The sequence below is a fragment of the Rubellimicrobium roseum genome (assembly GCF_006152145.1).
GTDB lineage: Bacteria > Pseudomonadota > Alphaproteobacteria > Rhodobacterales > Rhodobacteraceae > Rubellimicrobium > Rubellimicrobium roseum.
Map to the genome: position 1 here is coordinate 21,244 of NZ_VDFV01000020.1, position 13,382 is coordinate 34,625.

The 13,382-nt window shown below is 70.9% G+C and carries 14 protein-coding genes and 1 pseudogene; 2 read left to right on the forward strand and 13 right to left on the reverse strand.

The genetic code is table 11. The annotated features are described in order from the left end of the window. Positions 1 to 3: 3 nt before the first annotated feature. The 4 genes from FHG71_RS13535 to trpB all read right to left on the reverse strand — a co-directional run bounded on the left by FHG71_RS13535 (position 4) and on the right by trpB (position 3,597). Positions 4 to 510, reverse strand: coding sequence for a helix-turn-helix transcriptional regulator (locus tag FHG71_RS13535; protein WP_139082225.1), 507 nt, complete (start codon positions 508 to 510; stop codon positions 4 to 6). Between the two features lie 41 nt (positions 511 to 551). Further along, complete coding sequence (locus tag FHG71_RS13540) at positions 552 to 1,301, reverse strand: hypothetical protein (RefSeq protein WP_139082226.1); 750 nt, start codon at positions 1,299 to 1,301, stop codon at positions 552 to 554. Between the two features lie 81 nt (positions 1,302 to 1,382). After that, positions 1,383 to 2,099 carry a hypothetical protein gene (locus tag FHG71_RS13545; protein WP_139082227.1) on the reverse strand — a complete coding sequence of 239 codons (717 nt, stop codon included), beginning with the start codon at positions 2,097 to 2,099 and terminating at the stop codon, positions 1,383 to 1,385. A gap of 271 nt (positions 2,100 to 2,370) precedes the next feature. Further along, complete coding sequence (gene trpB, locus FHG71_RS13550; RefSeq protein WP_139082228.1) at positions 2,371 to 3,597, reverse strand: tryptophan synthase subunit beta; 1,227 nt, start codon at positions 3,595 to 3,597, stop codon at positions 2,371 to 2,373. A gap of 307 nt (positions 3,598 to 3,904) precedes the next feature. Here trpB and FHG71_RS13555 point away from each other — a divergent pair, with 307 nt between their 5' ends. After that, the gene (locus FHG71_RS13555) at positions 3,905 to 4,363 is read left to right on the forward strand and encodes a hypothetical protein (protein ID WP_139082229.1); all 459 of its coding nucleotides are present in this window, start codon (positions 3,905 to 3,907) and stop codon (positions 4,361 to 4,363) included. Positions 4,364 to 4,512: 149 nt separating this feature from the next. Here the strand turns inward: FHG71_RS13555 and FHG71_RS13560 are convergent, their stop codons facing one another. The 3 genes and pseudogenes from FHG71_RS13560 to ihfB all read right to left on the reverse strand — a co-directional run. Continuing rightward, entirely contained in the window at positions 4,513 to 5,220 is a 708-nt protein-coding gene (locus FHG71_RS13560) for a phosphoribosylanthranilate isomerase (protein WP_139082230.1), read from the reverse strand. Continuing rightward, complete coding sequence (locus tag FHG71_RS13565; RefSeq protein ID WP_139082231.1) at positions 5,220 to 5,585, reverse strand: lipopolysaccharide assembly protein LapA domain-containing protein; 366 nt, start codon at positions 5,583 to 5,585, stop codon at positions 5,220 to 5,222. Before FHG71_RS13565 ends, FHG71_RS13560 begins: the two co-directional genes overlap by 1 nt. Before the next feature lie 67 nt (positions 5,586 to 5,652). After that, positions 5,653 to 5,967, reverse strand: a pseudogene (ihfB, locus tag FHG71_RS13570) (integration host factor subunit beta); the annotation flags it as partial. A gap of 228 nt (positions 5,968 to 6,195) precedes the next feature. Here ihfB and FHG71_RS13575 point away from each other — a divergent pair. After that, the gene (locus FHG71_RS13575; RefSeq protein ID WP_139082233.1) at positions 6,196 to 7,257 is read left to right on the forward strand and encodes a cytochrome-c peroxidase; all 1,062 of its coding nucleotides are present in this window, start codon (positions 6,196 to 6,198) and stop codon (positions 7,255 to 7,257) included. A gap of 103 nt (positions 7,258 to 7,360) precedes the next feature. Here the strand turns inward: FHG71_RS13575 and rpsA are convergent, their stop codons facing one another. From rpsA to aroA, 6 genes are all read right to left on the reverse strand, one after another. Next, complete coding sequence (rpsA, locus tag FHG71_RS13580) at positions 7,361 to 9,109, reverse strand: 30S ribosomal protein S1 (RefSeq protein ID WP_139082234.1); 1,749 nt, start codon at positions 9,107 to 9,109, stop codon at positions 7,361 to 7,363. A gap of 149 nt (positions 9,110 to 9,258) precedes the next feature. Beyond that, positions 9,259 to 9,885 (reverse strand): CatA-like O-acetyltransferase, encoded by a 627-nt coding sequence (locus FHG71_RS13585; RefSeq protein ID WP_139082235.1) that lies wholly within the window; start codon positions 9,883 to 9,885, stop codon positions 9,259 to 9,261. Between the two features lie 76 nt (positions 9,886 to 9,961). After that, complete coding sequence (locus tag FHG71_RS13590) at positions 9,962 to 10,972, reverse strand: FUSC family protein (protein ID WP_139082236.1); 1,011 nt, start codon at positions 10,970 to 10,972, stop codon at positions 9,962 to 9,964. Positions 10,973 to 11,186: 214 nt separating this feature from the next. Beyond that, positions 11,187 to 11,798: a (d)CMP kinase gene (locus FHG71_RS13595; RefSeq protein ID WP_139082237.1), complete on the reverse strand. Its 612-nt coding sequence runs from the start codon at positions 11,796 to 11,798 to the stop codon at positions 11,187 to 11,189. Continuing rightward, positions 11,795 to 12,022, reverse strand: coding sequence for a hypothetical protein (locus tag FHG71_RS13600; protein WP_139082238.1), 228 nt, complete (start codon positions 12,020 to 12,022; stop codon positions 11,795 to 11,797). The genes FHG71_RS13595 and FHG71_RS13600 overlap by 4 nt, the downstream gene beginning before the upstream one ends. 1 nt (position 12,023) lies before the next feature. After that, positions 12,024 to 13,367 carry a 3-phosphoshikimate 1-carboxyvinyltransferase gene (aroA, locus tag FHG71_RS13605; protein WP_139082239.1) on the reverse strand — a complete coding sequence of 448 codons (1,344 nt, stop codon included), beginning with the start codon at positions 13,365 to 13,367 and terminating at the stop codon, positions 12,024 to 12,026. Between the last annotated feature and the right edge of the window lie 15 nt (positions 13,368 to 13,382).

Below are 13,382 nucleotides of genomic sequence, written 5' to 3' on the forward strand. Positions count from 1 at the left end.
GCCTCAGGCCTTGACCGGCACGCGGCTCTTCTCCAGGGGCCCGTCCATCAGGTCCTCGATGAACAGCGACAGAAGCTGAGGCCGGCCCGACACGCCCGCCTTGCGGTAGATCGCGGCCGTCTGCGCCTTCACGGTCCCTTCGCTCGTCTGCCGCATCTTCGCGATCTCGGGCGTCGACATCCCCTTGATGGCGAACAGGGCCACGTCCCTTTCGGCGGGCGTCAGACCCCAGGCGGCGAACCGCTCCTCCAGCAGGTCCATGAAGGCCCCCGAGGCCGCGCGCAGCCGCGCCTCGGCCTCGCGGGTGCGGATCAGGCTGCGGCGCAGCGCGACGCCGCCCAGCACCGTGCCCAGGATCAGCCCCAGCGCGGCGCCGATCTCGGTCAGCTCATACACCACCCAGGCCACAGGAGCCACGCCGAGCACCGAGAAGACGATGTTGGCGATGAAGAGCACCGCCGACACCGCCTGCACCGCAAGGATGGCGACGATCACGCCCGTCCGATTCACAAAGGTCCCTCCCCCGAAGCCTCTATGTAGGGGAAAGCGTCTCAGTCGTCACCGTCATCGCTGTCGTCGTCGTCATCTCCGCCCCGACCGCGCCCTTGGCCGCCGCCATTGTCGTCATCGTCGTCCGACCCGGACCCGCCATTCCCGCGCGGGTCGTCGCCGCCCCGGCCGCGCCCGCGCCCCTGGCCGCCATCATCATCGTCATCGTCGTCGGCTCCGGAGCCGTTGCCATTACCGTTGCCGTTGCCATTACCGTTGCCGCGGCCCGGGCCGTCGTCAGAATCGTCGCCGCCCCGACCGCGTCCCCGCCCCTGGCCGCCATCGTCCTCATCCTCATCGTCGTCGGCACCGGAGCCATCGCCCGATCCGCTGCCCGCATCATCCGAGTCGTCGTCCGAGGCATCGTCGCCACCCCGGCCGCGCCCGCGCCCTTGGCCGTCGCCCTCATCGTCACCCGCGACCACCGCGCCACCGCCCGCTGTCCCGTTTCGGCCCTCGTCATCGTCCTCCTCGACGGGGTCGAAGATCCGAGGCACGGCGCTGCCGTCCCGCCGCTCGATGTAGTCGCGCAGGATCTCGCCCGTGCCGGGATTGAAGACGATCTCCCGCCGCTCCTGCGGATTTTCGGCCACCACGCGGATTCGGCCCAGCAGGGTCCGCGTGACCGTGAACTCCTCGTAGCCCTGCGCCCGGAGCTGCTCCACCACGCTGTCGGCAGCCGACTGCGCCAGCGCCGCGCCCGCCCCCAGCACCAGCGCCGCCGCCAGGAGCCGTCCGCGCCAAGATCCCATTCCCATCCCCCTCTCCGGCCCAAGGCCCCCGCATCGCTCGGATGCGGAGGCCGGGTCCCGTGTCACGCCGGACGTCGGCGCTCAGTCGTCGCTGTCGTCATCGCCGCCGCGGCCCCGGCCACGCCCGCGCCCGCGGTTGTCGTCCTCGTCATCGTCGTCCCGGTCGCTCCGGTCGTCGTCGTCGTCGTCGTCGTCGCGACCACCGCGGTCATCGTCATCATCGTCACCGCCGCGGCCCGGATTGTCATCGTCGTCGCGGTCGTCGTCGTTGCCGTGGCCCCGGTCGTCATCCTCGTCGTCGTCGCGGTCCCGGTCCCCGCCGTTGTCGTCCTCGTCATCCTCGTCCACGCGCCCGTCACCGTCGTCGTCCACGCCGTTGCGGTCATCGACGTCGTGGTCGCGATCCGGGTTGTCGTCCTCGTCGGCCTCGTCCACCAGCCCGTCGCCGTCATCGTCCCGGCCGTTGCGATCGTCCCTGCCGTCCCCGCGCGACCCGCTGCGCACGAAGTCCTCGTCCTCGCGGTCGATCTCCACGCCGGGGGCGGTATCGTCGTCGCCGTCGACCCGCTCGACCTCGCGGCTCAGGACCTGGCCGGTCGCCCGGTCATAGACGTATTCGAGCTTGGTGTCGCCCTGGATCGCCTCGACCTTCATCTGGGTCGGGCCTTCCTTGACCTCGATGCGGGTGTAGCCCTGGGCCTGAAGGCCCGCAATCACCTCCTCGGCGGCCGACTGCGCCAGCGCGGCGCCGGTGCTCAGGGCCATGACGGCCGTGGTGGCCAGGAACATGCGCGTCATCTCGAACCTCCGGTTTGGCAGGGCAGTCTGCGCCTGCGGCTGCCCCGACCATGCACGCCGCGCTCCACCGATCCATACTCCGCCTGCATAGCGCGCCCCAACCGAACGCAGTAACATGGGTTATGGCGGAAAGTTTAAGGGCGGTTTGGCCCGCCCGCCAATCCGGACGCCACCCCGTCACCACACCTCTGCCCCATTGTCACCCCAAAGAGACGGGCCCGGAGGTGTCCCTCCGGGCCCCGGCCCGTCGCACGACTCGCGGTCCCCCGCCCTAGGTGCGGACTTCGACGCCCAGGTGCTTGGCCACCGTGAAGATGTCCTTGTCGCCCCGCCCGCACATGTTCATCACGATCAGGTGGTCCTTGGGCAGCGTCGGCGCGATCTTCATGACATGCGCGAGCGCGTGGCTCGGCTCCAGCGCCGGAATGATCCCCTCCATCGCGCAGCAGAGCTGGAACGCCTCCAAGGCCTCCTTGTCGGTGATCGCCACGTACTCGGCCCGCCCGATGTCATGCAGCCAAGCGTGTTCCGGCCCGATCCCCGGATAGTCGAGCCCCGCCGAGATCGAGTAGCCTTCCAGGATCTGCCCGTCCTCGTCCTGCAGCAGGTAGGTCTTGTTCCCGTGCAGCACCCCCGGCCGCCCGCCGGTCAGCGAGGCGCAATGCTCCATCTTCTCGTCCACGCCCTTGCCGCCGGCCTCCACGCCGATGATCCGGACCGTGGGATCGTCCAGGAACGGATAGAACAGCCCCATGGCGTTCGAGCCGCCACCGATGGCCGCGATGATGGTGTCCGGCAGCCGCCCCTCGGCCTCCATCATCTGCGCCTTGGCCTCCTTGCCGATGATCGACTGGAAGTCGCGCACCATCGCCGGATAGGGATGCGGCCCCGCCACCGTGCCGATGCAGTAGAAGGTGTCGCGCACGTTGGTCACCCAGTCCCGCAGCGCGTCGTTCATCGCATCCTTGAGCGTGCCGCGCCCCGAGGTCACCGGCACGACCGTCGCGCCCAGCAGCCGCATCCGGAACACGTTCGGCGCCTGCCGCTCCACGTCGTGCGCGCCCATGTAAACGATGCACTGGAGCCCGAACTTCGCGCAGACCGTGGCGGTCGCCACCCCATGCTGCCCCGCCCCGGTCTCGGCGATGATGCGCGTCTTGCCCATGCGGCGGGCGAGCAGGATCTGCCCCAGCACGTTGTTGATCTTGTGCGCGCCCGTGTGATTCAACTCGTCGCGCTTGAGGTAGATCTTCGCCCCGCCGAGGTGCTCGGTCAGCCGCGGCGCGTAATAGAGCGGCGAGGGCCGCCCCACGTAATGAGTCCAGAGATCGTCCATCTCGGCCCAGAAGGACGCATCCGTCTTGGCCCTCTCGTACTCCGCCTCCAAGTCGAGGATCAGAGGCATCAGAGTCTCCGAGACGAAGCGCCCCCCGAACTCCCCGAAGCGGCCGCGCTCGTCCGGCCCGGTCATGTAGCTGTTCTGTCGCGTATCCGGCATCGCGCGCCCTCCCCTCGTGTCCGGGCGTGTCTAGCGCGATCCGAGGTGCGGCGGAACCCATGGTCCGTCGGTTCCGCCACAGGCCGATTGAAAGGGCAATGTCGGCACTTGACTCAACCCATGGGTGATCTAATGGAACCTTGTAAGCGCATGATGAGAGCGCCGAATGACTGGCCCTTCGAACAGACCCGTTGCCCGCCTTCTCCTCCCCTGTCTCACGGCCCTTCTCCTGATCTCCGCTCTCCTGTCGGCTGGTCCGGTCCCGGCGATGGTCCCCGGAGCGCCCACGTCCAGCGGAGAAGCCGTCATGGCAGGCGCGCAGCCCGACGCCGCCCTGTCTGATCTCGGGATGGGGCTGCCTTCGGCCGCGGGCACTCCGTTCGCGCCAACCGAACGTGCGATCCCATATCGGCGTCTGGACGGCATCGCGGCGACACTACCAATGGTCGTGCCGACTGCCGAAGGTCCGCCGACCGCCCAAGGACGTCCATCCCTGATCCCGGATGGTTCCCTGCCGCTGCCCAAGCCGCTGAATCCGCTCGCCCGGTGGCTCCTGATCGGTGGGAGCCTGGTCCTTCTGTCACTCCTTCTGTGGCTGGTCTTGGCGCTGCGTCGCCGGCACCAGGCCCGCGCCGAAATCCGCAAGAGGCTGCGCCGAAGCAGGATCCGCCAAGATCGCCGGAGCAGATCGACGCTGCCTCTTCGCCGCACGTTTCCCAATGCCGAGCCGATGCCGGGGACCGCGGATCTCCGGGAAGCCGCCTAGGCCATGCGGCCGTCAGACCGAGCAGGATCGGGCGCCCTTGGGCCACCCCCAGAGACGGCGGGCAAGACGAGCTAGTCCGTAGCCCTTTCGGCTAAGGGGCTGCCGGCCGGCCTTGGCCAGTCCCCTACTCCCAAGGCCGGCGTCCTCCCTCAGGAATGACCGCTCCCTGCCGCCTTCACGAAGGCGCGCACGAGCCCCGCGTCCTTCACCCCCGGCGCGCTCTCGACGCCCGAGGAGACGTCCACCTGCCGCGCGCCGCTCGCGGCCAGCGCCTGGGCCACGTTGTCAGGCCGGAGCCCCCCGGCCAGCATCCACGGCACGCCCCAGCGCGCCCCGGCGACCAGCCCCCAGTCGAAGGCCACCCCGTTGCCTCCGGGCAGCGGCGCCCGCGCCGGCGCCTTGGCGTCGAGGAGAAGCTGGTCCGCCGCCCCCTCGTAGCCTCGCGCCCGCTCCACGTCCTCCGGCCCGGCGATGCCCACGGCCTTCATCACCGGCAGGCCCCAGCGCTCGCGCACCTCGCGCACCCGCTCCGGGGTCTCGCGGCCATGGAGCTGCACCATGTCCAGCGGCACGCGGTCGATCACCGCCTCCAGTTCCTCGTCGGTGGCGTCCACGAACAGCCCGACCTTGGCCAGCCCGACCGGAGCCGCCCAGGCGATCTCGCGCGCCGCATCGATGCCCAAGGCGCGCGGCGAGGGCGGAAAGAACACGAGCCCCACATAGCCCGCCCCGGCCTCGGCCGCGGACTCGACCTGCGCGGGGGTGGTCAGCCCACAGACCTTGACCCGCACCGGGCCGCCAGCCCGCCCGGCCGCCCGCGAACCCGCGGCCTCCGGCCCGGTGACGCGAAAGGCCATCAGGCCCGCCGGGCCGGGACGACCGGCGCCTCGATGGCGGCCAGCACCCCATCCTTGGGCGCGGCGGCCTCGCGCTGGCGCGCGACCTCGCGGCGCAGCCGCTCCAGCTCGCGCTGCGTCGCGCGCAGCTGCGCCCGCTCGGGGATCTCGCGGATCCATTCCCAGATGAAGCCGATGAACAGGCCCAGCGCCACGCCCGCCAGGATCACCAGGAACTGCGGAAGCTGCAGGTCCGGCGCCACCCCCAGCCAGTCGCTGAGCGCCTCGGGCAGCACACGGAGCCGCACGATGTCGCGGTTGGCGAGCCCCATGGTCACGAGGGCGATGGCGACGATCGCCCAGAAGGCGGTCTTGAGCAGTCTCATGCAGCGGGCTCCCGGCTCTGGCGGCCGACCTATAGCGCCGGCCCTGCCCCATCCGCAACGGGGCGCGTCAGTCCTCGCCGTTCTCGTCGATGCCGATGCCCTGGCCGTTCAGCCTCTCGCGCAGCAGCTTGCCGGTCTTGAAGAAGGGAACGTGCTTCTCGGTGACCTCAACCGACTCGCCGGTCCGGGGGTTGCGACCCGTGCGCCCGTCGCGCTTCTTGACGGAGAAGGCGCCGAAGCCCCGCAGCTCCACCCGGTTGCCCTGCGCCATGGCCTCGACGATCCGGTCGAAGATCACGTTCACGATCTTCTCCACATCCTTCTGGTACAGATGCGGGTTCTCTTCCGCGATCTTCTGGATCAGTTCGGACCGGATCATCTCACCCCCAGGGACAGTGAACGTCGTGCAGGCGCGCCCTGCTTTGTTCGTGGACTATAGGGGTTTCCCGTTCTGCGACAAAGGCTTTCGCACATCGTCGCCACGTCACCCCGCCCTGTGCGGCCATTCGCCGGGCGCATGGCCGGTCCCCGCCTGCGGCTTGCGCCAGATCAAGGCGCCGAGAGCGGCCGGCTCCGATCCTTCGGCCGGAACCAATCACGAGGGATCATCATGAGACGACTCATTCCCCTGGCAGCGGCCCTGGCGCTGACGGCCGGGGCCACCTCCGCGCAGGAGGCCGAGGTCGCGCCGGGCTACACGGACGCGGCGCTTCGACAGGCCGCGCAGGACAGCTTCGACGTCATCCTGCCGCCCGCCCCCGCCGCCGACGGGATCGAGGCCGCCCGCCGCGAGCTCGGCGCCATGCTCTTCTTCGATCCGCGCATGTCCTCCTCGGGCCTCTTCTCCTGCCAGACCTGCCACAATGTCGGCATGGGCGGGGTGGACGCGCTGCCCACCTCCATCGGCCACGGCTGGCAGAAGGGCCCGCGCAACGCCCCCACCGTCTACAACGCGCTCTTCAACGCCGCCCAGTTCTGGGACGGCCGCGCCGCCGACCTGGCCGAGCAGGCCATGGGCCCCGTCCAGGCCGCCGTCGAGATGAACAACACCCCCGAGCAGGTGGTGGCCACGCTCAATTCAATGGACGCCTACCGCGAGGCCTTCGTCGCCTCCTTCCCCGACGAGGCCGAGCCGGTGAGCTTCGCCAACTTCGCCACCGCCATCGCCGAGTTCGAGGAAACGCTCGTCACGCCCGGCGCGGATTTCGACCGCTGGCTGGCGGGCGACGCCGACGCCATGACCCACGAGCAGAAGCGGGGCCTCGCGCTCTTCATGGACTCGGGCTGCTCGGCCTGCCATTCGGGCGTCAACTTCGGCGGTCAGGACTATCATCCCTTCGGCGTGGTCGAGAGGCCCGGCGCCGACGTCCTGCCCGAAGGCGACCGCGGCCGCTTCGCGGTGACGGCCACGGCCGGGGACGATTACGTGTTCCGCGCCGCCCCCCTGCGCAACGTGGCGCTGACGCCGCCCTACTTCCACTCGGGCGCGGTCTGGTCACTCGAGGAGGCGGTGCACATCATGGGCACGTCGCAACTCGGCGCCGACCTGGGCGAGCCCGAGATCGCGGCCATCACCGCCTTCCTTCACAGCCTCACGGGCGAGGCCCCGAAGGTCGAGCATCCGGTGCTGCCGCCCCGGACCGCGGAAACGCCGCAGCCGACGCCGTTCTGAGGCGCCCGCTGCGCCCCGGCTCCTGGACAACGCAAAAGGGCCCCGCCAATGGCGGGGCCCTTCTGATGTCATCGTTCTGGCCTTGAGGCCGGACGGTCCCGACTCAGCGGTCGCCGCCGCGCAGCGCCGCGCCCAGGATGTCGCCGAGCGAGGCGCCCGAGTCGGACGAGCCGTACTGCTCCACGGCTTCCTTCTCTTCCGCGATCTCGCGGGCCTTGATCGACAGGCCCAGCTTGCGGGCCTTGGTCTCGACCGACACCACGCGCACGTCGACCTTGTCGCCGGGCTGGAAGCGCTCGGGGCGCTGCTCGGAGCGGTCGCGCGACAGGTCCGAACGGCGGATGAAGGACTTCATGCCCTCGTAGTCCACCTCGATGCCGCCGTCCTCGATCTTCGAGACGGCCACGGTGATGACGTCACCGCGCTTCACGCCGCCCAGGGCCTCGGCATAGGGATCGTTCTCGAGCGCCTTGATGGAGAGCGAGATGCGCTCCTTCTCGACGTCGACCTCGATGACCTTGGCCTTGACGTGGTCGCCCTTGCGGAAGGACTGGATGGCGTCCTCGCCACGCTGGTCCCAGGACAGGTCCGACAGATGCACCATGCCGTCGATGTCGCCGGGCAGGCCGACGAACAGGCCGAACTCGGTGATGTTCTTGACCTCGCCCTCGACGGACGCGCCCTCGGGATACTGTTCGGCGAACACTTCCCACGGGTTGCGCTGGGTCTGCTTGAGGCCCAGGGACACGCGGCGCTTCTGGCTGTCGATTTCGAGCACCATGACCTCGACCTCTTGCGAGGTGGAGACGATCTTGCCGGGGTGCACGTTCTTCTTGGTCCAGGACATCTCGGACACGTGGACGAGGCCCTCGATCCCCGGCTCCAGCTCCACGAAGGCGCCGTAGTCGGTGATGTTGGTGACGCGGCCGGTGTGGACCGACTCGATCGGGTACTTCCGCTCGACGGTGTCCCACGGATCTTCCTGGAGCTGCTTCATGCCCAGGCTGATGCGGTGGGTTTCCTTGTTGATCTTGATGACCTGCACCTTGATCGACTCGCCGATCGACAGGATCTCGCTCGGGTGGTTCACCCGGCGCCAGGCCATGTCGGTCACGTGCAGCAGGCCGTCCACGCCGCCCAGGTCCACGAACGCACCGTATTCGGTGATGTTCTTGACCACGCCCTCGACCACCTGGCCCTCGTAGAGGTTGCCGATGACCTCGGCGCGCTGCTCGGCGCGCGACTCTTCCAGGATGGCGCGGCGCGACACGACGATGTTGCCGCGGCGACGGTCCATCTTGAGGATCTGGAACGGCTGCTTGAGGCCCATGAGCGGGCCCGCGTCGCGCACGGGGCGCACGTCCACCTGCGAGCCCGGCAGGAACGCCACGGCGCCGCCCAGGTCCACGGTGAAGCCGCCCTTGACGCGGCCGAAGATCGCGCCCTCGACGCGCTCCTCGCGCTCGTAGGCCTTCTCCAGGCGATCCCAGGCTTCTTCGCGCTTGGCCATCTCGCGGGACAGCACGGCCTCGCCACGGGCGTTCTCGACGTTGCGGAGGAAGACCTCCACGTCGTCGCCGACCTTCACGGCGGGGGCTTCACCCGGAGCGGCGAATTCCTTGAGGTCGACGCGGCCTTCCATCTTGTAGCCGACGTCGATGATGGCTTGGCCCGCCTCGACGGCGATGACCTTGCCGCGCACCACGGTCCCTTCGGACGGGGTGTCGATCTCGTAGCTTTCCTTGAGGAGTTCCTCGAACTCCGCCATGCTGTTGCCAGCCAAATGCTTATCCTTTTCTCGGTTTTCGGGCCTGGCGGTTGTCTCCGCCGGTCTGTGGGGGATTCGCCCCATATGGGACACGCCCCTCTACATCACAAGAGCTTTCGGGGCAAGCAAAAGGCGCAAAACCCCGACGGACGGCCTTGCCGCGCGCCCGTCGCCGCCCGATCAGGCGGGCCTCCGTGCCCGCTCCGGCCACCGCCTGCGCGGCAGCGCGGCGCTCACACCTCCCCAAGCGCCCCCTGCACGGCCGCGAAGAAGTCGCCCACCTGCCGGCCGTCCACCAGGGCGTGATGCACTTGAAGCGTCATCGCGCAGGTCCAGCGCCCGCCCGCCTCGACGAACCGCCCCCAGGAGATGCGGGGGATGCAGTCGTCCGCATGGGGCAGCGCGTTGTCGAGGCTCGTGTAGTCGAGCCAAGGCAGGCAGCTCAGATAGGCCAGGTCGTCGCGCGACCCGTCATTCGCCGCAAGAGGCTGCCCCGCCCGCACCGCCTCGATCCGCCGCGCGGCCCCGGCGTCGAAGGCCGCGAAGTCCGGCTCCCAGGGCAGGTAGACGTAGTTGAAGTTTCCGTCCGCCAGCGGCACCGTGGCCGACAGCTCGATCCGGTCGTATTCGGTCACGACGTCTTCCCGGAACCGCATCCGCAGTTCGGGCACCGCATGGACCCCCGCTCCGATGGCCCAGATACAGGCCCGGAAGGGCGAGACCCCCTCGCGCCGCCCCGCCTTGAGCCGCGTCACGTCCACCCGCGCCGTGATCGCATAGTGCGGCCTGCCGAAGCCGCGGAAGAACCGGAACTGGTCCGCGCGCGGCCAGGCCGCCAGATCCACCACCCGTCCCGCCATCGTGCCGCCCCCCTGCCGACGTTTCGCCCCTGCCCTAGCGCCTCGCGGTCCGGATGCCCATGCGCCGCGTGACCCTCTAGCGCGCGCTCTCGGCCGCGATCAGATCGGCCAGGGTCCGGCGCACCTCGCGCAGGCCGAAGTCCAGCGCCCCCCGCCCCCCGTGCAGCAGGGTCGCCGGGTCCTCTCCGGCCAGATGCTTCTCCAGCCTCTCCAGCGCCGGATCGAGGTCCCCCGGATCGGGGCTCCGCTCGCCGCGGGCCAGCGACGTCAGCACCCGGCAGGCCTCGCGCCGAAGGTGCTCGACCTCCTCCCGCATCCGCCGCGCCCCGGCCACCGGCGGCTCGTCGCTCTCGGCCGCGCGGTCCAGGATGATGACCGAGTTGTAGAGCCGCCGCAGCGCCTCCAGCCGCCGCCGCATCCCGTCGCGCTCCACCAGCTTGGCCGCGTCCAGCGCGTCCTGCGCCCGCCCGACCGCCCGGTGATAGGCCGAGACATGGTCGGCCGGCGCGGCCTCGCGGCTGGGCTCCATCGTGGCCTCGATGGCGTCCGACAGCCGGGTCGCCGTGGCGCGCAGCGCCTCGCGCAGGTGGCGGTCGAAGCGCGCCTCCGCCCGGTCGGGCCAGGCCAGCAGCGACACCAGCACCCCGATTCCCGCGCCGATGGCCAGCGCCAGGGTCCGCTCGACCGCCTCCTCGACTGCCTGGTCCTGGCTGGCCAGCGCGATCCCTACGGCCGCCACCATGCCGTAGCTCCAGTCCGACCGCAGCCCCGACACGCCACCCACGACCAGGAGCGACAGCGCCAGCGCCCCCATGGTGCCCCAGCCATCCGGCAGCACCAGAAGGCAGGCGAGCCCCAGAAGGCTGCCCACCACCGTCGCCTGAATGCGCGTCAGCGCCGCGCCCATGGTCCCGCCGATGCTCGTCGTCAGGATCAGCGCCGCGCCCAGGACGGCCAGGAACTCGTGTCCCAGCCCCAGCGCGCGCACCGCCGCATAGGTGCCGACCCCCGCCAGGGCCGCCTGCAGGCCGCGCCGGATCGCGTCGCGCCAGTCCTCGCGGGGGATGGTCCGCAGCCGTTCAAGCATCCGTCCTCGGGTCCTGCCTCGTCGCGCCCCAACGCCGCCCGGCCCGCCCGGGTCCGCCGGGGGATGCTGCGCGAATCGGCCGGGGACCGTTCGGTGCCCCAAGGTTTCGTTAACCTCTGCCGGCGATCCTCTCCCTCAGACCCAGGGAGAGCCCATGCCCGCCGCCCACCGCCTTGCCCCTGCCGACGCGCCCCGCCCGGGCGGCCTCGGGCGCTCAGCGCCCGATCCGGCTCCGCACCACCGCCAGCGCGGCGGAGACCGCCTGCTCGATGCTCAGGCCCGAGGTGTCGATCAGCACCGCGTCCTCCGCGGGGCGCAGCGGGGCCACGTCGCGCCCGGCGTCCCGCGCGTCGCGCGCCCGGACCTCGGCCAGCGTGCCCTCCAGGGTCGAGTCGAGCCCCGCCGCGACCTGCTCGGCGTGGCGCCGTCCCGCGCGGGCCTCGGCGGTCGCGGTGACGAACAGCTTGGCTTCGGCCTCGGGGCAGACCACCGTGCCGATGTCGCGCCCGTCCAGCACCGCGCCGCCGTCGCGCCGGGCAAAGCCCTTCTGGAAATCGAGGAGCGCCGCCCGCACCTCGGGGATGGCGGCGATGCGGCTCGCCTCCTGCGCGACCCGTGGCTCGCGCAGCCGAGGATCGCCCAGCCGCTCGGGGTCGAGGCTCCGCGCCGCCGCCACGGGGTCCTCGCCCTCCAGGCTCCGCAGCGCGACCGCTCGGTAAAGGCTCCCGGTGTCGAGATGCCGGAAACCCAGCTCGCGGGCGAGCGCCTTGGCGATCGTCCCCTTGCCCGAGGCGGCCGGCCCGTCGATGGCGACCGTGAAGATCATGGGACCTGCCGCCCGCGCGTCAGCTGCGACAGCAGCCGCGCCGCCCCGATCCCGCCCAGGGCCACACCCAGCAGCAGCCGGCGCCGCGACCGCGGGGCGGCGGGTTTCGCCTCGGCCTCGGCAAGCCGCGCCAGCGCCTCGGCCCGCGCCGCCCGCATCCGCCGCATCGCCACCGCCTCGGGCGTGTTGTCCAGAAGCTCGTCCCGGCTCGGCTCCGCGCTCATGTCAGCCCCGCGACAGATCGGCGCCAAGGTCGCGCATCAGCGCCTCGAAGATCGGGAACGAGGTCGCGATGGGCGAGCCGTCATCGACGCTCATCCCCTTCCTCGCCGCCATCCCCAGAATCAGCCCCGACATGGCGATCCGGTGGTCGAGCCGGCTTTCGGCCACCGCCCCGCCCCCGACCCCGTCCGCGCCGCGCCCGTGGACGATCCACCAGTCCGGCCCTTCCTCGACCTCCACGCCCGCCGCACGCAGGAGCTTGGCCATCGCGTCGATCCGGTCGCTTTCCTTGACGCGCAGCTCCTTGACCCCGCGCATGACCGTGGGCCCCTCGGCAAAGGCCGCGACCACGGACAGGATGGGATATTCGTCGATCATGCTGGCCGCGCGCTCGGGCGGCACCTCGAGGCCCTTGAGGTTGCCCCCGAACCGGGCGCGCAGGTCGGCCACGGGCTCGCCTCCCTCGTCGCGCAGGTTCTCGTAGGACAGATCCGCGCCCATCTCGCGCAGCGTCGTGAACAGCCCCGCCCGCGTCGGGTTGAGCCCGATGTTCGGCACCAGCACGTCCGACCCCGGCACGACGATCCCCGCGCAGACCGGAAAGGCGGCGGAACTGGGGTCGCGCGGCACGGTGATGGTCTGGGCCCGCAGCTCCGGCTGGCCCACCAGCGTGATGACGCGCCCCTCGGCCCCGTCCTCGACCCGGACCTCGGCACCAAAGCCCGCGAGCATCCGCTCGGTATGGTCGCGCGTGGCCTCTTTCTCGATCACGACCGTCTCGCCGGGGGCGTTCAGCCCCGCGAGCAGGATCGCCGACTTCACCTGCGCCGACGGCACGGGCAAGGCATAACGCACCGGCACGGGCTCCCTCGCGCCCACGACCGTCATGGGCAGGCGCCCGCCCTGCCGGCCGAAGCTCTGCGCCCCGAACAGCGAAAGCGGATCGGTCACGCGTCCCATGGGGCGGCCCCGCAGGCTCGCGTCCCCGGTGAAGGTCGCGGTGATCGGGCTCGTGGCCATGCACCCCATGATGAGCCGCACGCCTGTCCCCGAGTTGCCGCAGTCGATGACGTCCGACGGCTCCGCGAAGCCCCCCACGCCCACGCCGTGAACGACCCAAGTCCCATTCTGCCGCTCGACCTGCGCCCCGAAGGCCCGCATCGCCTTGGCGGTGTCGAGCACGTCCTCCCCTTCGAGGAGGCCCGTCACGCGCGTCTCGCCCACCGAGAGCGCGCCCAGGATCAGGGAGCGGTGCGAGATGGACTTGTCGCCGGGGACGTTCGCGACGCCGTTCAGCGGATGCCCCGGACGGGCGGTCATCGGGATGGGTTGGCCGTGGCCGGACATGGCGCCTCCTTGTTC